Source organism: Acidocella sp., assembly GCF_013044125.1.
In the GTDB taxonomy this organism is placed as follows: Bacteria; Pseudomonadota; Alphaproteobacteria; order Acetobacterales; family Acetobacteraceae; genus Acidocella.
Genome location: NZ_JABEVC010000093.1, coordinates 1 through 15,224, shown reverse-complemented (window position 1 = coordinate 15,224; position 15,224 = coordinate 1). Strand labels below are relative to the sequence as shown.

The following is a 15,224-nucleotide window of genomic DNA, read 5'->3' as shown; positions in this document are numbered from 1 at the left end:
CGCATTTACGCATTGTGTATGAGCGGCTGATGGCGCGGCTGCGGGTGGATGGGCGGATGGCGTGGGTGGGCCAGGAGATGGCTGCGCTGGCCGACCCGGACACCTACCGCGTAAACCCCGAGCGCGCCTGGGAGCGGCTGAAGCTGCGCACCGGCAATAAGCGGCAGTTGGCGATGATCCAGGCGATTGCGGCCTGGCGCGAGCGCGAGGCGCAGCGGATTAACATTCCCCGCCAGCGGCTGGTGAAGGATGAGCAGATCCCCGAGATCGCGGCGCTGGCGCCAGAGACCGCCGATGCGCTGGCCAAGGCGCGCGGGATTACCAGCGGGTTCGCGCAGGGCAAATCCGGGCAATCGCTGCTGGCGGTCATCGCGGCGGCAAAGGCCCTGCCTGAGGGGGATCTGCCGCGCGCGGATAAGCCCCGCGATACGCCCCGGGCCTCGCCGGCGCTGGTGGCGCTGCTGAAGGTGCTGCTGAACGCGGTGGCCGAGCAGAACAATGTGGCGCCGCGGCTGGTGGCAAGCTCGGAGGATATCGAGACGCTGGCGCTGGGCGAAGCCGAGGGCAACGCGGCGCTGGAAGGCTGGCGCGGCGAGATGTTCGGGCGCGATGCGCTGCGGCTGATCCGCGGCGAGATCGCGCTCTCCGCCCAGGGCAAGCGGGTGAAAATCGTCGAAGTGGCCGGGCGGGGTGAGGCTTAGCAGCTTCGACGCTTTTTGCCGCAAGCTGCCCGCCAGCACCTTTGTGGTGCAGTGGGGCGGCTCCCATGTGCATAAAATCGGCAGCAAGGTGTTTGCCATCGGGCAGTTTACCGGGAAGCCGGCCTATGTGTTCAAGACCACGCCGCTGCGCTTTGAGCTGCTGATCGAGCAGGGGATGGCAACGCGCGCGCCTTATTTGCGGCGCGGAACCTGGGTGCAGGTGAGCGATGGGGTGCCCGATGCCGAACTGCGGCTGTTGCTGCGCCAGTCCTACGATGTGGTGGTGGCGGGGCTGACCAAGGCCGTCAGGGCCGATCTCGGCGTTTAATTCGGAAAATTCCTTACTGAATCCTGGAAAATCCTTGCGTCAAGGAAGCTCCTTACGGGGGAAGCTTTTTCCTTACCGGGTAAGGAATTTTCTTTTTGAGTAAGGATTTTTCCTGTTTGTGGAGATTTTATGAGAATTTTCCGGAAAAAGTAAGGAGTTTTACCGAATATAAAGAAAATCTCCGCAGAAATGCTGCGACTCGGGCATTTTATGAAGGGCGGGAAGAATATGATCACCAGCAAGCTGACCTCGAAGGCGCAGACGACCATTCCGCAGGCGGTGCGGCGGCATCTGGGGCTGAAAGAGGGGGATATGCTCGGATTTGTGCTGGAGGGCGAGCGGGTGGTGCTGTGCAAGCCGCTCGTCCCGCAGCCTGGCGCGGTGGCGGAGATGGCGGTGTTCAACGAATGGGAGAGCGAGGCGGATAAGAGGTCGTTCTATGGGCTTTAAACGCTGGGATATTGTGCGAATCCCCTATCCGGCGGGAGAAAAGCCGGCGCGCGAGCACCGGCCTGCGCTGGTGATCGTGGCCGGGGAGATTTTTAAAAACCACGGGCTGCTCTGGGTGCTGATGATTACCAGCGTGAAAAACCGCGGCTGGCCTGGAGATATCGAGGTGGGGGATATGATGGCGGCGGGGCTTGGCGTGCCCTCGGTGGTGCGGACGGCCAAGATGATGACGGTGGAGGGGCGCGAAGCCGAGGTGATCGGCGCGTTGCTGGGGGCCGCGCGGCGGCAGGTGAGCGAGCAGGTTTTCGCGAATATGGGGCTGACAGGGGTGACGGGACCGGCTGGTTGACCATGGTCAGCCAGGGATGACCAGGGGGGCTACCAGATGGTGCGGATATGCGGGTAGGCGTGCAACCGGGCGTTGGCGGTGACCAGCGGGCAGCCGAAATGGCGCGCGGTGGCGGCGAGGATGCACGCGGGCATGGGTCCGGGCGCAGGGGCCGGGAGGGTGGCGGCCTGCAGGGCGATGGCATTGTCCACGGGGATGAAGCGCACCTCCGCCAGCGCGCCGATGCGTGCCAGCCAGGCGCTGGGCTCCATGCGCAGCCCGAGCCGGCCTGATTGCGCCAGCGCGGGGATTTCCCATGCGGTGAGGGCGGAGATGAGGATTTCACCACCGGGGTGCTCGGCCTCGATGGCGGCCAGGGCCTTGAGGGAAAGCTCCGCATGGCGGTTGACCCACCAGATGAGGCTGTGAGAGTCGAGCAGGATCACCCTTGAGTGTCCTCCGGAGGGGCGAAGAAGAGCACCGAGCCGCGCAGGGCATCCAGCGGGCTGGTGTGCGGCGGCGCGTAGGGGCGGATTTCCAGCGTGGGGGTGCCGTTGTCGGTAATGATCAGCGGCTGGCCGGTGGCTTCGACCTCGCGGAAAAGTTCCAGGGCGCGGGGCTTGAACTGGGATTTGGAGATTTTGCGCATGATGACCAGGGTTTTATGACCATGGGCATTAAGGATGTGTTGCGTTTGGTGCGGGGGGTGGGGTGGCGTTGAGCCGGGCCAGGGTGGCCTCATCGGCCGCGCCGCCGAAAAATTGCGCCAGGGCCTGGGTGAACAGAGGGTCGCCGGAGACTGTGGCGAACAGGGTGAGGCATGAACGGAATTTTGCGGCGTCCACCGCGCCGAAGACCAGCGCGGCGGGTTGGGCCGCATGGGTGAGCGCCAGCGCCGTGGCCTCGCGCAGGCGGGGGCCGAGCAGGGGGTGGGCGAGATAGGCCCGCGCCTCCGCCGCGCCGGAGATGGCGTAGGTTTGCGACATGGGGCTGTGCCCAAGCCCCGCGATCTGCGGGAAGATGAACCACATCCAATGTGTGCGCTTGGTGCCGGCGGCCAGCTCGGCGCGCACGCCGGGCCAGAGCGGCGCCTGGGCGGCCACGAAACGCTCCAGGTTGAAAGGGGCCAGGTTGAAAAGGGCTGGGGCTATGGGTGCGTGGCCAGCAGTTTATCGTCAATTCCGGCGGCGCGCAGGCAGGCCGGGCGGTGTTTCAGACGGTCCCAGTAAGCCTCGAACGCCGGGCGTTTGGCGATGGAGTCGAAGCGCAGGCCAAAGCCGATCTGCGCGCCGAGGTAGATGTCAGCCGCGGAGAATTCCTCGCCCAGAATGTAAGGGGATTTGGAGACCGCGGCCTCGGTGACGTTCATCACCGCCTCGAAGCTGCCGTAGCCGGCCATGCCGGCGCGTTCCGGCGGGATGATGACGCCCAGATTATGGTTGAGGACCGCGGTCTCGAACGGGCCGGCGCCGAAGAAGAGCCAGCGGTAGTAGCTGCCGCGCAGGGGCGAGCCGGGCGGCGGCGCAAGGCGCGCGGCGGGGAAGGTATCGGCCAGATAGGCGATAATGGCCGGGGTTTCGGTGATGATCACATCGCCGTGGCGCAAGGCCGGGACTTTGCCCATGGGATTGATGGCCAGATAGGCCGGCGTTTTCATCGGCGGGCCGTAGTGGATGATCTCGGCTTCATACGGCTGGCCGATTTCCTCCAGCGCCCAGCGGACCATGCGGCCGCGCGACATCGGGTTGGTGTAGAGGGTCAGGCTCATGTCCGTTTCTCCCGCGAGGTTTGGCGGCAGAGTAGTCCTGAACGGGTCCGCGCGGCAACGCCGTTGCCGCGCGGAGTGGGTTTCAGCCCGCCTGGCGGGGAAGCAGTTTCTGCGCGACCAGCGCCTCGGCGATCTGCACCGCGTTCAGCGCGGCGCCTTTGCGCAGATTATCCGACACGCACCAGAAGGCCAAGCCGTGGGGCACGGTGGGGTCCTTGCGGATGCGCGAGACGAACACCGCGTCCTCGCCCTTGCATTCGATGGGGGTGATGTAGCCGCCGTCGACGCGCTGGTCGTGCACTTCCACGCCGGGGGCGGCGCGCAACACCGCGCGGGCCTCGTTCACGCTCACCGGGTTCTCGAACTCGACATACACGGCCTCCGAATGGCCGATGAACACCGGCACGCGCACGCAGGTGGCGATGACCTGAATGGCCGGATCAAGGATTTTTTGCGTCTCGACCACCATCTTCCATTCTTCCTTGGTGGCGCCGTCATCCATGAACACGTCGATCTGCGGGATGACATTGAAGGCAATGTCTTTCTGGAAGATCTGCGGGGGGTTCTTGTCGTGCACATAATGCACCTTGGTGTTGGCCAGAAGCTCGTCCATGCCCTCTTTCCCGGCGCCGGACACCGACTGGTAGGTGGCGACGACGACACGCTTGATCTTGAATTTATCGTGCAGGGGCTTGAGGGCCACGACCATCTGGATGGTCGAGCAGTTGGGGTTGGCGATGATGTTACGCTTACGGAACTGGGTGATCGCCTCCGGGTTCACCTCCGGCACCACCAGCGGCACATCAGGGTCCATGCGGAACTGCGAGGTATTGTCGATGACGACACAGCCCGCCGCACCCGCGCGCGGGGCGTGAATCGCCGAGATCGAGGCGCCGGGTGAGAACAGGCCGATGTCCCAGCCCGTGAAGTCGAAAGTCTCAAGGTTTTTCACGGTGAGGATTTTATCCTCCCCGAAGGACACCTGCGAGCCGGCGGAGCGGCCCGAGGCCAGGGCGGCGACCTCGGAGACCGGAAAGTTCCGCTCGGCAAGGGTTTTGAGGATTTCGCGCCCGACCGCACCGGTGGCACCAACAACCGCAACCCTGAAAGACATGGCGAGAAACTCCAAATTGAAAAGTGAACGGTGAAGTAAAACCAAAGGGGGGGTAACGCAAGGCATGGGCTGGTTTGCGGCGCGCTGATGGCTCTGGCATAGCCCGCGCATGACATCCGGCCCCATTGGCGTGCCTTCTCCCAAGGCAGCGGCGCTGCTCCGCCACCCGCCGTTCCGGCGGTTTTTCGTGGCCAGGGGGATGTCTGGCTTTGCCTACCAGATTGCCGCGGTGGCGGTGGGCTGGCAGGTTTACGCGCTCACCCGCAGCGCGTTTGACCTTGGCATGGTCGGGCTGGTGCAGTTTGCGGCGCTGGCGGTACTGGCGTTTTTTGGCGGCCATGCCGCGGATAAATATGACCGCCGGCGGGTGGCGTGGATTTGCCAGAGCCTCGAAGGGCTGGTGGCGGTGGTGCTGGGCTGGGGCAGTTTTGCCGGGTGGCTGAACGTGCCGGAGATTTTTGCCGCCGTGGCGGTGCTGGGCGGGGCGCGTTCGTTCGAAAGTCCGGCGGTGAGCGCGTTGCTGCCCGGTGTGGCGCCTGCGGGATTGTTGCAAAAGGCCTCGGCGTTGACCACCGGGGTGTTCCAGTTCGCGATGATCAGCGGGCCGGCGGTGGGCGGGTTGCTGTACGCGCTCAGCCCTGGCGTGCCCTATGTGGTGATGGCGGCATGCTGGCTGGTGAGCGGCGCGCTGAACGGGGGGATTAGACTGGAGCGCAAGGTGGAGGCCAAGGCGCCGCCTGACTTGCGCGCGGTGTTCGCGGGGGTGGGGTTCGTGCGGCGCAACCCGGCGATTTTGGGGACCATCTCGCTGGACCTGTTCGCTGTGCTGCTTGGCGGGGCGACTGCGTTGCTGCCGATTTATGCCCATGACATTTTGCACACCGGCCCCTGGGGGCTGGGCGTGTTGCGCGGCGCGCCGGCGGTGGGGGCGCTGCTGATGACGGCGGTGGTGGCCCGCTACCCGATAACGCGGCGCGTGGGCATGCGCATGTTCCAGGCGGTGATCGTGTTCGGCGTGGCGACGGTGGCTTTCGCGCTTTCGCGCTGGCTGGTGTTTTCGCTGCTGGCCCTGGCGGTGATGGGGGCGGCGGATACCATCAGCGTGATCATCCGCCTCTCGTTGGTGCAGCTGGCGACTCCCGATGACATGCGCGGGCGGGTGGGAGCTGTGAACTATTTGTTTATCAACGCTTCCAACCAGCTGGGCGAGTTTGAGAGCGGGATGACGGCGGCATTGTTCGGCGCGGTGCCGGCGGCGGCGCTGGGCGGGGTGGGCACCATTTTGGTGGCGTTGCTGTGGATGCGGCTTTTTCCCGCGCTGCGTGACATGGAGCGCCTGGAGTAGCTGAATTTTCTGGCGATTTTTAGCCGTTGCGTTATAGTTTTGATAACGGAGGCAAACAATGGGCAATGAGCTTCAGTCTGTTCTGACCGGGATTGTTGCCTTGGCGGGGGTGGTGTTGAATGTTGCCGGGATGGTCAACAATGCCGCGTCCGGCTTCCTGACGGATTTCGGGATTGTGCCGCCGTATCAGCTTTATCTTTTTCTGGTGCTGATGGTCACGCTTTCGGTGGCGGCGCTGCGTACGCTGGGCGGGATGCTGGGCTGGCTGGTGGTGGTGCTGATGGTGGTGCTGCTGGCGCAGCGGGTGGTGCCTGGTATTGGTGCGTCCACCGCGGGCGGTTCGCCCCATCTGCCGGTGGTGCACCCGTTGCGGAACGCGCTTTAGAGCTGCGGGGTTTGGCTGCAGACGATTTTGCCTGTTTTTTGCGCGCGCAGGGGCGTTGCTTGACGCTGCAGTGAAATATTGCCAGATTTTAATACCGAACCGCTCCGGTGAACCGGCCAGGGTACGGCTGCTTGATGAATTTTTTAGCGGCCTTGCGCCGTGCTGGAGCGAAGAATGACGGCTGATGTTACACCAGAACTATTTGGCATCATCGAGGAAAAGGGGATTGCGGAAGTCACCCTGAAAGAGACGCACGGTAACCCGAAGGCCGTGTTCGGCCTTTGGATGGCGGCGAATATTGAATTCGCGACGCTGACCACCGGGGCGTTGGCCACCGGCTGGCTCGGGCTCTCCTTCAGCGCCGCGCTGGCGGCCATCGTGATCGCCAATGTGCTGGGCGGGCTGACGCTGGCGTTTTTCAGCACATTCGGCGTGGATTACGGCCTGCCGCAGATGATCCAGGGGGCCAACTGGTTCGGCAAGCTGGGCAATAAACTACCCTCGCTGTTCAACTTCCTGGGCGGCTTCTCCTGGTTCGCGGTCAACACGATCGTCGGCGCCTATGCGCTGCAGTATTTTTTTGGCGGGAACCTCATCGTCAGCATCATTGTGCTTTCGGCCATTCAGGTGGCGATCGCCTTCGTCGGGCATGACCTGATCCAGGCAACGGAGAAATACCTGGTTTATGTGCTCACGCTGGTGTTTCTGGCGCTGAGCTTTGTCGCGGTGAGGCACCTTGGCCTCTCGGTGCCGGAAAACGGGAAAGCCGAGGCCGCCGTGGGTGGTTTTTCGGGCGCGTTCATGCTCGCCACCTCGATCATGGTTGGGTATGTCGTCGGCTGGATTCCGTATTCCTCTGATTATACGCGCTATCTGCGCACCAACCAGAATCCCGCGGCGGTGAAGAAAACCGTGCGGACCTATGCGTTCTGGGGGTCGGTGATCTCAACCGTGTGGATTGAGGCGCTGGGCGCGCTGATCGGCGCCTCCGTGTCGTTTTCGAAACCCTCCGATCTGTTCACCAGTTGGATGCCCGAATGGCTGAAGACGCCGTTGCTGATCGCGGTCGTGCTGGGCACCATCAGCGCCAATATTCTGAACATCTATTCCGCGACGCTTTCGGCCCTGGCGATTGGCGTTAAGATTAAACAGCATTGGGCGGCGCTGCTGACGGGCACCATCGGCACGATCATCTCCGTGCTGGCGGCGGAAAATTTCATCACCAATTACGAGAATTTTCTGTTCGTGCTCGGCTATTGGACGGTGCCGTGGATTTCCATCACGCTGTTTTGCCACCTGAGCAAGCGCACCTCGCGCCTGGGAGGCGTTAGCGCCGCGTTCACCGCCTGGGTGGTAACGGTGGTGGCCTCCGAGCCGTTCTGGAACCAGACGCTGCATACGGGCTGGTTCGCGGCCGCCTATCCGCAGTTTGGCGACAGCACGTTTGTCGTCTCCTTCATCCTGGGCGCGGTGCTGTATTTTCTGCTGAGCGCGCCGGCCACGGCAACCGTGACGGCGCAATGAGCTCAAATATCCGTTGTGACCAAGGGGCTTTGCGGCCCTTTGGTGCGCGGATTATCGGACCAGCAGTTTGATGCCGGTGAAGGCGAGGATGAGGCCCAGGCAGGGCTTCATCACCGCGTCTGGGGTGTAGCGCGCCGCGTAGCTGCCGGTGATGATGCCGGGTATGGAGCCCAGCAGCAGCGAGCCGAGCAGGGCGAAGTCCACCGTGCCGAGATACCAGTGCCCGAGGCCAGCGAGCAGGGTGAGGGGGACGGCGTGGGCGATGTCCGAGCCGATGATGCGCACGAGCGGCAGGCGCGGGTAGAGGTAGATGAGGGCGATGGTGCCCAGCGCCCCGGCGCCGACGGAGGAGAGCGAAACCAGCGCGCCGACGAGAAAGCCGACGAGGATTGTCCGCCAGGCCGGGCTTTCGCGCCCGGATTCTGGCCAGCGTTTGCTGGCGCGCGCGATGATCCAATCTTTGAGGAGCAGGGAGATGGCGCTGAGCAGCAGGGCGATGCCCAGCGTGAGGGAGATGAGGTGCGTGACGGTTTTGTTGGCGGCGCCGAAATGCGCCAGGGCCAGCAGGGTGAGGATGGTTGCCGGCACGGAGCCGGTGGCCAGGCGGGCGACGATTGTCCAGTTAATGGTTTTGCCAGCGCTGTGGATGCTGGTGCCGGCGGCTTTGGTGACCGAGGCGAACAGCAGGTCTGTGCCGACGGCGACCGAGGGGTGCATGCCGAATACCAGGACGAGCAGAGGGGTCATGAGGGAGCCGCCGCCGACCCCGGTCATGCCGACGAGCAGCCCCACGAGCAGGCCGGAGAGTGCATAGCCAGGCTGAATGGCTAGATTCTCTATAAGCATCATAGGGTAATTTTACTTGGCTTCAATCCGTCATGCAAGCTACATAAATGAGACGGGGTCTACATCAACATCAACCCGGCTGGATTTATGGATATCGGTTTGCGCCAGCCAGTCGCGCAGCAGGGGCTGGACCGGGATGTGTTTCGCGGTTTTTAGCAGCAGGCGGCGGCGGAAGCGGCCGCGCAGCAGGGCGTAAGGCGCCGGGGCGGGGCCGAGTACCTCGATCCCCGGACCGTGCGGGGCGGTGCGGGCCAGGGCGCGGGCGGTCTGGTCGGCCAGTTTTTCGTCGGTGGCGCTGATGATGAGGGCGGCGAGCCGTCCATAAGGCGGCCAGTGGCCTGGGCGGCGCGCGGCGGCCTCCTGGGCGTAGAAATCCGGCAGGTTGCCCGAGATGAGCGCCGCGATGACCGGGTGTTCGGGCGAGAAGCTTTGCAACAACACGGTGCCGGGGGCCTGGGCGCGGCCGGCGCGGCCGGCGACTTGGTGGAGCATCTGCACCGTGCGCTCGCCCGCGCGCAGGTCGCCGCCTGCCAGGCCGAGGTCGGCATCTACCACGCCGACCAGCGTGAGGTGCGGGAAATGCCAGCCTTTGGCGACCATCTGCGTGCCGATGATGATGTCCGCGCCGCGCTCGGTGATGCGGGCGGCGGCCTCGGCGGCCTGTTTGGGGCTGGTGATGATGTCCGATGCCATGACCAGGGTGCGGGCGGCGGGGAAGAGCGCGGCCACCTCCTCGGCGATGCGCTCAACCCCGGGGCCGATGGGCACGAAACTGGCCTCGGCTTCGCAGGCGGGGCATGTTTCGGGGATCGCGGCGCTGTGGCCGCAATGATGGCAGATGAGGCGCGAATGGCTGCGGTGTTCGACCAGCCAGGCGGTGCAATTGGGGCAGGAGATGCGGTGGCCGCAGCGGCGGCAGAGGGTGAGCGGGGCATAGCCGCGGCGGTTGAGGAAAAGCATGACCTGCTCGCCGCGGGCGAGGGTCTCGCGCACCGCCTCCACCAATACGGGGGAGAGGAATTTGCCGCGCTCGGGCGGGCTGGCGCGCAGATCAACCGATTTTACCTGCGGCAGCACCGCGCCGCCGTGGCGGGAGGGGAGGTCCAGCCGGGTGTAGCGGCCCGAGGCTGCGTTCTCCACGCTCTCCAGGCTCGGCGTGGCGCTCACCAGCACGCAGGGCGCGGCGGAAAGGCGTGCGCGCACCACCGCCATGTCGCGCGCGTTGTACATCACGCCGTCTTCTTGTTTGAAGGCGCTCTCGTGCTCTTCGTCCACCACGATCAGCCCCAGGGCGGGGAAGGGCAGGAAGAGCGCCGAGCGGGCGCCGACGACGACATTGGCGCGGCCCTCGGCCACGGCGCGGAAGGTCTCGCGGCGGGCGGCCGGGGTGAGCTCGGAATGCCAGACGGCGGGGGCGGCGGCGAAGCGCTGTTCGAAGCGTTGCAGGAACTGCACGGAGAGGGCGATTTCTGGCAGCAGCACCAGCGCTTGGCGGTTCTCGCGCAGGGCCTGGGCCACGGCTTCCAGATAGACCTCGGTTTTGCCGGAGCCGGTGACGCCGTCCAGCAGGGTGACGCTGAATTTCTGGTGCGCCACCGAGTCGCGCAGGGCGGCGGCGGCGGCGGCCTGGGCGGCGGAGAGGATGGGGCCGGGGTGCGCCGGGTTGGCGCCGCCAAAGGTGAACGCCTTGCCGCGCTTCGGCGGCGCGGTGAGCAGGCTCTCCTTCAAGGCCAGGGCCAGGACCTCGCCGCGCGGGGAGAGCGTGTAGCGGGCGACCCAATCTATGAAGCCCATCAAGGGTTTGGGGAGCGGCGGGCGGGCAAGGATTTCAGCGATGGGTCTGGTTTTCACCCCCTGGTCAGGCGGATGTGACCACACCGCGCCCACGGCCATGCGCGCGCCCAGGGGCACGCGCACCAGCGTGCCGGGCGGCAGTGCTTGCGCCGCCGCGTAGGTAAAGGGCGTTTCAAACGGGTAGGGGAGCAAAACGCTGACGCGGTTGCTTCGACTTGGGGGCTCCATGCTATATGCTTTGCACCAGACTCCACATACCGGAAAGTGACCCATGAAATTCTTCGTCGATACCGCTGAGATCTCCGAAATCCGTGAACTGGCCGCCACCGGCCTGCTTGATGGCGTGACGACGAATCCGTCGCTCATCGCCAAATCCGGCCGCAACATACTGGAGGTGATTGCGGAGATTTGCGCGGTTGTTTCCGGCCCGGTGAGCGCCGAGGTGGCCGCCACCGAATACACGCAGATGCTGAAAGAGGCGGCGGTGCTGCGCAAGATCGCCCCGAATGTGACGATTAAGGTGCCGTTGACCCAGGACGGGCTGCGTGCGTGCCATACGCTCAGCCAGGAAGGCGTGATGGTGAACGTGACCCTGTGCTTCTCGGCCGCGCAGGCGCTGCTGGCGGCCAAGGCGGGGGCGGCGTTCATCTCGCCGTTTGTTGGCCGGCTGGATGACATCGGCCAGAACGGCATGGATCTGATCGCCGATATTGTGCAGATTTACGCCAATTACCCGAATATCAAGACCGAGGTTCTGGTCGCGTCCATCCGTAACCCGATCCATCTGATCGAGGCGGCGAAAATGGGCGCCGATGTGGCGACGATTCCGCCCAGCGTGATTAAGCAGCTTTACGCCCATCCGCTGACCGACAAGGGGCTGGCCGGGTTCATGGCCGATTGGGCGAAGACCGGGCAGAGCATTGCCTGAAGGCTTATCCGGGGAATTTTTGAGCTGGCTCGGCGCGGAACGCCGGGCCGCCGGAAAGACCCTGGAGACGTATGGGCGGGATGTGCTCGCCTTTCTGGAATTCTGTGCCACCCATGTGGGGGGCGTGGCTGATGTGGACATGCTGCGAAGCTTGCGCGCGGCGGATTTCAGGGCCTGGATCGCCGCCGGCGCCGCGGCGGGGGCGGGCAATGCGACGCGGGCGCGTAAACTCTCCGCGATTAGGACATTTTTCAGGTTTTTGAAGCAGCGGCACGGGGTGGACGGCGCGGCGCTCGCGCTGATCTCGCGCCCGCGCCCGAAACGCCCCTTGCCAAAGGCGCTGAGCCCGGATGACGCCAAGGCGGTGGCGCAGGACATCGGCGAGGCGAGCGATAGCGCGATGGTGCAGGCGCGCGATATGGCGCTGATGATGCTGCTCTACGGCGCGGGGCTGCGCATCAATGAGGCGCTGGTGCTCAATGTGGGGGAGTTGCCCCCGGCGGATGATGCGCTGCGGGTGACCGGCAAGGGGAATAAGCAGCGGATTGTGCCCCTGCTGCCCGCGGTGCGCGCGGCGGTGGCGGTGTATTTGAAGCTGCACCCGAATCCAGGGCGGGGTGAGCCGCTGTTTGTGGGGGTGCGCGGCGGGCGGCTGAATGCCGGGGTGGTGCAGAAAACGCTGCGCGACTTCCGGCGGGCAAACGGATTGCCCGAACATGCGACGCCGCATGCGCTGCGGCACTCTTTTGCCACCCACCTGCTGGCGGGCGGGGCGGATTTGCGCTCGATCCAGGAGCTGCTGGGGCATGCGAGCCTCTCGACGACGCAGCGCTATACGGATGTGGATACCGCGCAGTTGATGGAGGTTTGGCGCAAGGCGCATCCGCGGGCGTGAGGCGCGTATAAAAAAACGGCCCGGCGTTTGGCGCCAGGCCGTGTTTTCGGCTGGAATGCTGGTGCGGCTTAAACTTTTTCGCCCCGCGAGGGCGAGATACTATCCACCATCGCCTGGGCTGAGATCAGCCGGTCAGTGGCGAGGCGGTAGGCTTCCGCGTTGTTCATGTCTGTCGCGTCATACGCGGCCTGGGCGGCGGTGAGAGCTTCGGCGGCCTTGGCGGGGTCGAGGTCTGACTGGCGGATGATCCCGTCGGCCAGCACGGCGCAATAGCTTTCCGTGACTTCGGCGAAGCCGCCGGGGACGAAAAAACGGTCGGTGATGGTGTTGTTCTCGTAGATATCCACCAGCCCGCCGCGCAAGCCCGTGATGAGCTTGGCGTGGCCCGGCAGCACGCCGATGTCACGCTCGGTGCCGGTGATGACGACCATGTCGACATCCCGCGACAGCAGGAGCTTCTCCGGGCTGATGATTTCCAGGACGAGTGGCATTTTCAAGCCTTCGCGGCCATGGCTTCGGCCTTGGCGACCGCGTCCTCGATGGTGCCGACCATGTAGAAGGCTGCCTCGGGGAGGTGGTCGTATTCGCCGGCGACGATGGCCTTGAAGCTGCGGATGGTGTCTTCGACCTTCACGAACACGCCAGGGGAGCCGGTGAAGACCTCCGCGACATGGAAGGGCTGCGAGAGGAAGCGCTCGATTTTGCGGGCGCGCGCGACAACCAGCTTGTCGTCCTCGGAGAGTTCATCCATGCCCAGGATCGCGATGATGTCCTGCAGGGATTTGTAGGTCTGCAGGATGCGCTGCACATCGCGGGCGACCTGGTAGTGCTCCTCGCCCACGATGCGGGGGTCGAGCGAGCGGGAGGTGGAGTCCAGCGGGTCAACCGCCGGGTAGATGCCTTTCTCGGAGATCGCGCGGTTGAGCACTGTGGTGGCGTCCAGATGGGCGAAGGAGGTGGCGGGCGCCGGGTCGGTCAAATCGTCAGCGGGGACGTAGATGGCCTGCACCGAGGTGATGGAGCCCTTCTTCGTGGAAGTGATGCGTTCCTGCAGGGCGCCCATGTCGGTCGCGAGGGTGGGCTGGTAGCCCACGGCGGAGGGGATGCGGCCCAGCAGCGCGGACATTTCGGCGCCGGCCTGGGTGAAGCGGAAGATGTTGTCCACGAAGAACAGCACGTCCTGGCCTTCGACGTCGCGGAAGTATTCGGCCATGGTCACGCCCGAGAGCGCGACGCGGGCGCGCGCACCCGGCGGCTCGTTCATCTGGCCGTACACCAGGGCCACTTTGGAGCCTTCGGTGTCGTTCTCGCCCAGCTTGATAACGCCGGCGTCGATCATTTCATGGTAAAGGTCGTTACCTTCACGGGTGCGCTCACCCACGCCCGCGAACACGGACACGCCGCCGTGGCCCTTGGCGATGTTGTTGATGAGCTCCTGGATGAGCACCGTTTTGCCGACGCCAGCACCACCGAACAGGCCGGTCTTGCCGCCCTTCTGGTAGGGGGCCAGCAGGTCGACCACCTTGATGCCGGTGACGAGGATTTCAGCCGAGGCGGATTGTTCCTCGAAGGCCGGGGCGTCGCGGTGGATTGGCATGCGGGCGGTTGCCACGATCGGGCCGCGCTCGTCGATCGGCTCGCCGATGACGTTGAGGATGCGGCCCAGCGTGCCGGGGCCGACGGGGACGGAGATGGCGGCGCCGGTGTCGGAGACTTCCGCGCCGCGGACCATGCCGTCGGTCGTGTCCATGGCGATGCAGCGTACGGTGCGCTCGCCGATTTCCTGCGCGACTTCCAGCACCAAAGTGCGGTCCCCGATTTTGGTTTCCAGCGCGTTCTGGATGAAGGGCAGCTCGCCTTCGAACTGCACGTCGACGACGGCGCCCAGGATTTGCGTGACGCGACCAGTGTTATTGCTTGCCATTTTCTCTCTACCTTAAACGGCTTCAGCGCCGGAGATGATCTCGATGAGTTCTTTGGTGATGTTCGCCTGCCGGGCGCGGTTGTAGGTCAGGGACAGTTTTTTGATCATGTCGCCCGCGTTGCGGGTGGCGCTGTCCATGGCCGTCATCTGGCTGGCGTAGAAACCGGCGCTGTTTTCGAGCAGCGCCGCGTAGATTTGGACCGCGAGATTGCGCGGCAGCAGCCGCTCCAGAAGGGTGCCGTCGTCGGGTTCCACCTCGTAGTTCTGCTCCGGGGCGGCGTTGTCGTTCGCGGTGGGGGCGGCGGCCGGGATCAGCGGGGTTTCGGTCACGGTCTGGGTCATCACCGAATGGAAGCGGTTGAACACCAGGGTGCAGACATCGAAGGCTTCGTCACGGAACAGGCCGATGATGGTCTGCGCGATGGCTTCGGCATCGGCGAAGTCGATGGTTTTTTTGCCGACGAAGTTCTTGGTGCCGGCGATTTTGCTCTCAAGGTCGCGACGCAGCGAATCGTTGCCCTTGCGGCCGAGCGTGAAGATTTTCACGGTCTTGCCCTGGGCTTCCAGCGCCTGAACCTGGAGGCGGACGTGCTTGGAGATATTGCCGTTGAAGGCGCCGGCCAGGCCGCGGTCCGCGGTGACGGCCAGCAGCAGGTGGGTTTTATCCCGCCCGTTACCGACCAGCAGGGCCGGGGCGTTGGGGTTGGCGGCCTCGGCGGCGGCCAGGGCGCTCATCATCTCGCCCATGCGCTTGGCATAGGGGCGCGAAGCCTCCGCCTGCGCCTGCGCGCGGCGCAGTTTCGCCGCGGCGACCATCTTCATGGCGCTGGTGATTTTTTGCGTCGATTTCACACTGTTGATGCGATTGCGCAGGGTTTTCAAACTGGGCATCGG

The 15,224-nt window shown here is 64.8% G+C and carries 19 protein-coding genes; 9 read left to right on the top strand and 10 right to left on the bottom strand.

Annotated elements, in window-relative coordinates; translation table 11 throughout:
* From HKL97_RS05770 to HKL97_RS05755, 4 genes are all read left to right on the top strand, one after another.
* On the top strand, positions 1-701 hold a 701-nt coding region (locus tag HKL97_RS05770), incomplete at its 5' end, for an HRDC domain-containing protein (RefSeq protein ID WP_291423343.1).
* Positions 691-1,029 carry an MmcQ/YjbR family DNA-binding protein gene (locus HKL97_RS05765; protein WP_291423341.1) on the top strand — a complete coding sequence of 113 codons (339 nt, stop codon included), beginning with the start codon at positions 691-693 and terminating at the stop codon, positions 1,027-1,029. The genes HKL97_RS05770 and HKL97_RS05765, both read left to right, overlap by 11 nt.
* A gap of 228 nt (positions 1,030-1,257) precedes the next feature.
* Positions 1,258-1,479 carry an AbrB/MazE/SpoVT family DNA-binding domain-containing protein gene (locus HKL97_RS05760; RefSeq protein ID WP_291423339.1) on the top strand — a complete coding sequence of 74 codons (222 nt, stop codon included), beginning with the start codon at positions 1,258-1,260 and terminating at the stop codon, positions 1,477-1,479.
* Positions 1,469-1,828 carry a type II toxin-antitoxin system PemK/MazF family toxin gene (locus tag HKL97_RS05755; RefSeq protein ID WP_291423337.1) on the top strand — a complete coding sequence of 120 codons (360 nt, stop codon included), beginning with the start codon at positions 1,469-1,471 and terminating at the stop codon, positions 1,826-1,828. The genes HKL97_RS05760 and HKL97_RS05755 overlap by 11 nt, the downstream gene beginning before the upstream one ends.
* Before the next feature lie 29 nt (positions 1,829-1,857).
* Here HKL97_RS05755 and HKL97_RS05750 read toward each other — a convergent pair whose 3' ends face one another.
* The 5 genes from HKL97_RS05750 to HKL97_RS05730 form a co-directional block, all read right to left on the bottom strand.
* Positions 1,858-2,253, bottom strand: coding sequence for a type II toxin-antitoxin system VapC family toxin (locus HKL97_RS05750; protein WP_291423335.1), 396 nt, complete (start codon positions 2,251-2,253; stop codon positions 1,858-1,860).
* Positions 2,250-2,456, bottom strand: coding sequence for a type II toxin-antitoxin system Phd/YefM family antitoxin (locus tag HKL97_RS05745; RefSeq protein WP_291423333.1), 207 nt, complete (start codon positions 2,454-2,456; stop codon positions 2,250-2,252). Before HKL97_RS05745 ends, HKL97_RS05750 begins: the two co-directional genes overlap by 4 nt.
* A gap of 28 nt (positions 2,457-2,484) precedes the next feature.
* Positions 2,485-2,922, bottom strand: coding sequence for a DUF1810 domain-containing protein (locus HKL97_RS05740; protein ID WP_363238444.1), 438 nt, complete (start codon positions 2,920-2,922; stop codon positions 2,485-2,487).
* Positions 2,923-2,954: 32 nt separating this feature from the next.
* The gene (locus HKL97_RS05735; protein WP_291423331.1) at positions 2,955-3,575 is read right to left on the bottom strand and encodes a glutathione S-transferase family protein; all 621 of its coding nucleotides are present in this window, start codon (positions 3,573-3,575) and stop codon (positions 2,955-2,957) included.
* 82 nt (positions 3,576-3,657) lie between these two features.
* Positions 3,658-4,689: an aspartate-semialdehyde dehydrogenase gene (locus HKL97_RS05730; protein WP_291423329.1), complete on the bottom strand. Its 1,032-nt coding sequence runs from the start codon at positions 4,687-4,689 to the stop codon at positions 3,658-3,660.
* A 109-nt stretch (positions 4,690-4,798) separates the two neighbouring features.
* On the opposite strand from HKL97_RS05730, the gene HKL97_RS05725 reads away from it, so the two are divergent.
* The 3 genes from HKL97_RS05725 to HKL97_RS05715 all read left to right on the top strand — a co-directional run bounded on the left by HKL97_RS05725 (position 4,799) and on the right by HKL97_RS05715 (position 7,943).
* Positions 4,799-6,034, top strand: coding sequence for an MFS transporter (locus HKL97_RS05725; protein ID WP_291423327.1), 1,236 nt, complete (start codon positions 4,799-4,801; stop codon positions 6,032-6,034).
* 58 nt (positions 6,035-6,092) lie between these two features.
* Positions 6,093-6,419, top strand: coding sequence for a hypothetical protein (locus HKL97_RS05720; protein ID WP_291423325.1), 327 nt, complete (start codon positions 6,093-6,095; stop codon positions 6,417-6,419).
* A gap of 174 nt (positions 6,420-6,593) precedes the next feature.
* Positions 6,594-7,943 (top strand): cytosine permease, encoded by a 1,350-nt coding sequence (locus HKL97_RS05715; protein WP_291423323.1) that lies wholly within the window; start codon positions 6,594-6,596, stop codon positions 7,941-7,943.
* A gap of 51 nt (positions 7,944-7,994) precedes the next feature.
* On the opposite strand, the gene HKL97_RS05710 is transcribed toward HKL97_RS05715, so the two are convergent.
* Positions 7,995-8,792 carry a sulfite exporter TauE/SafE family protein gene (locus HKL97_RS05710; protein ID WP_291423321.1) on the bottom strand — a complete coding sequence of 266 codons (798 nt, stop codon included), beginning with the start codon at positions 8,790-8,792 and terminating at the stop codon, positions 7,995-7,997.
* 36 nt (positions 8,793-8,828) lie between these two features.
* A complete protein-coding gene (gene priA, locus HKL97_RS05705) occupies positions 8,829-10,811 on the bottom strand; it encodes a primosomal protein N' (protein ID WP_291423318.1) in 1,983 nt (660 codons plus the stop codon).
* 43 nt (positions 10,812-10,854) lie between these two features.
* Here priA and fsa point away from each other — a divergent pair, with 43 nt between their 5' ends.
* Together fsa and HKL97_RS05695 are read left to right on the top strand one after the other, a co-directional pair.
* Entirely contained in the window at positions 10,855-11,511 is a 657-nt protein-coding gene (gene fsa / locus HKL97_RS05700) for a fructose-6-phosphate aldolase (protein WP_291423316.1), read from the top strand.
* Between the two features lie 19 nt (positions 11,512-11,530).
* Positions 11,531-12,406 (top strand): tyrosine recombinase XerC, encoded by an 876-nt coding sequence (locus HKL97_RS05695; protein ID WP_291423314.1) that lies wholly within the window; start codon positions 11,531-11,533, stop codon positions 12,404-12,406.
* Positions 12,407-12,474: 68 nt separating this feature from the next.
* Here HKL97_RS05695 and atpC read toward each other — a convergent pair whose 3' ends face one another.
* From atpC to HKL97_RS05680, 3 genes are read right to left on the bottom strand one after another with little or no spacing between them, the layout of a single operon-like run.
* Complete coding sequence (gene atpC, locus HKL97_RS05690; RefSeq protein WP_291423312.1) at positions 12,475-12,897, bottom strand: ATP synthase F1 subunit epsilon; 423 nt, start codon at positions 12,895-12,897, stop codon at positions 12,475-12,477.
* Between the two features lie 2 nt (positions 12,898-12,899).
* On the bottom strand, positions 12,900-14,330 hold the full coding sequence (atpD, locus tag HKL97_RS05685) for a F0F1 ATP synthase subunit beta (protein ID WP_291423310.1): 1,431 nt from the start codon (positions 14,328-14,330) through the stop codon (positions 12,900-12,902).
* Between the two features lie 12 nt (positions 14,331-14,342).
* Positions 14,343-15,221 (bottom strand): F0F1 ATP synthase subunit gamma, encoded by an 879-nt coding sequence (locus tag HKL97_RS05680; protein ID WP_291423345.1) that lies wholly within the window; start codon positions 15,219-15,221, stop codon positions 14,343-14,345.
* Between the last annotated feature and the right edge of the window lie 3 nt (positions 15,222-15,224).

Coding starts and splice junctions, on each gene's coding strand:
- HKL97_RS05725 (WP_291423327.1), top strand. CDS start 4,799: ATGACATCCGGCCCCATTGGCGTGCCTTCTCCCAAGGCAGCGGCGCTG.
- HKL97_RS05680 (WP_291423345.1), bottom strand. CDS start 15,221: ATGCCCAGTTTGAAAACCCTGCGCAATCGCATCAACAGTGTGAAATCG.
- HKL97_RS05715 (WP_291423323.1), top strand. CDS start 6,594: ATGACGGCTGATGTTACACCAGAACTATTTGGCATCATCGAGGAAAAG.
- atpD (WP_291423310.1), bottom strand. CDS start 14,330: ATGGCAAGCAATAACACTGGTCGCGTCACGCAAATCCTGGGCGCCGTC.
- HKL97_RS05710 (WP_291423321.1), bottom strand. CDS start 8,792: ATGATGCTTATAGAGAATCTAGCCATTCAGCCTGGCTATGCACTCTCC.
- priA (WP_291423318.1), bottom strand. CDS start 10,811: ATGGAGCCCCCAAGTCGAAGCAACCGCGTCAGCGTTTTGCTCCCCTAC.
- HKL97_RS05735 (WP_291423331.1), bottom strand. CDS start 3,575: ATGAGCCTGACCCTCTACACCAACCCGATGTCGCGCGGCCGCATGGTC.
- HKL97_RS05730 (WP_291423329.1), bottom strand. CDS start 4,689: ATGTCTTTCAGGGTTGCGGTTGTTGGTGCCACCGGTGCGGTCGGGCGC.
- atpC (WP_291423312.1), bottom strand. CDS start 12,897: ATGCCACTCGTCCTGGAAATCATCAGCCCGGAGAAGCTCCTGCTGTCG.
- HKL97_RS05755 (WP_291423337.1), top strand. CDS start 1,469: ATGGGCTTTAAACGCTGGGATATTGTGCGAATCCCCTATCCGGCGGGA.
- HKL97_RS05745 (WP_291423333.1), bottom strand. CDS start 2,456: ATGCGCAAAATCTCCAAATCCCAGTTCAAGCCCCGCGCCCTGGAACTT.
- HKL97_RS05720 (WP_291423325.1), top strand. CDS start 6,093: ATGGGCAATGAGCTTCAGTCTGTTCTGACCGGGATTGTTGCCTTGGCG.
- HKL97_RS05760 (WP_291423339.1), top strand. CDS start 1,258: ATGATCACCAGCAAGCTGACCTCGAAGGCGCAGACGACCATTCCGCAG.
- fsa (WP_291423316.1), top strand. CDS start 10,855: ATGAAATTCTTCGTCGATACCGCTGAGATCTCCGAAATCCGTGAACTG.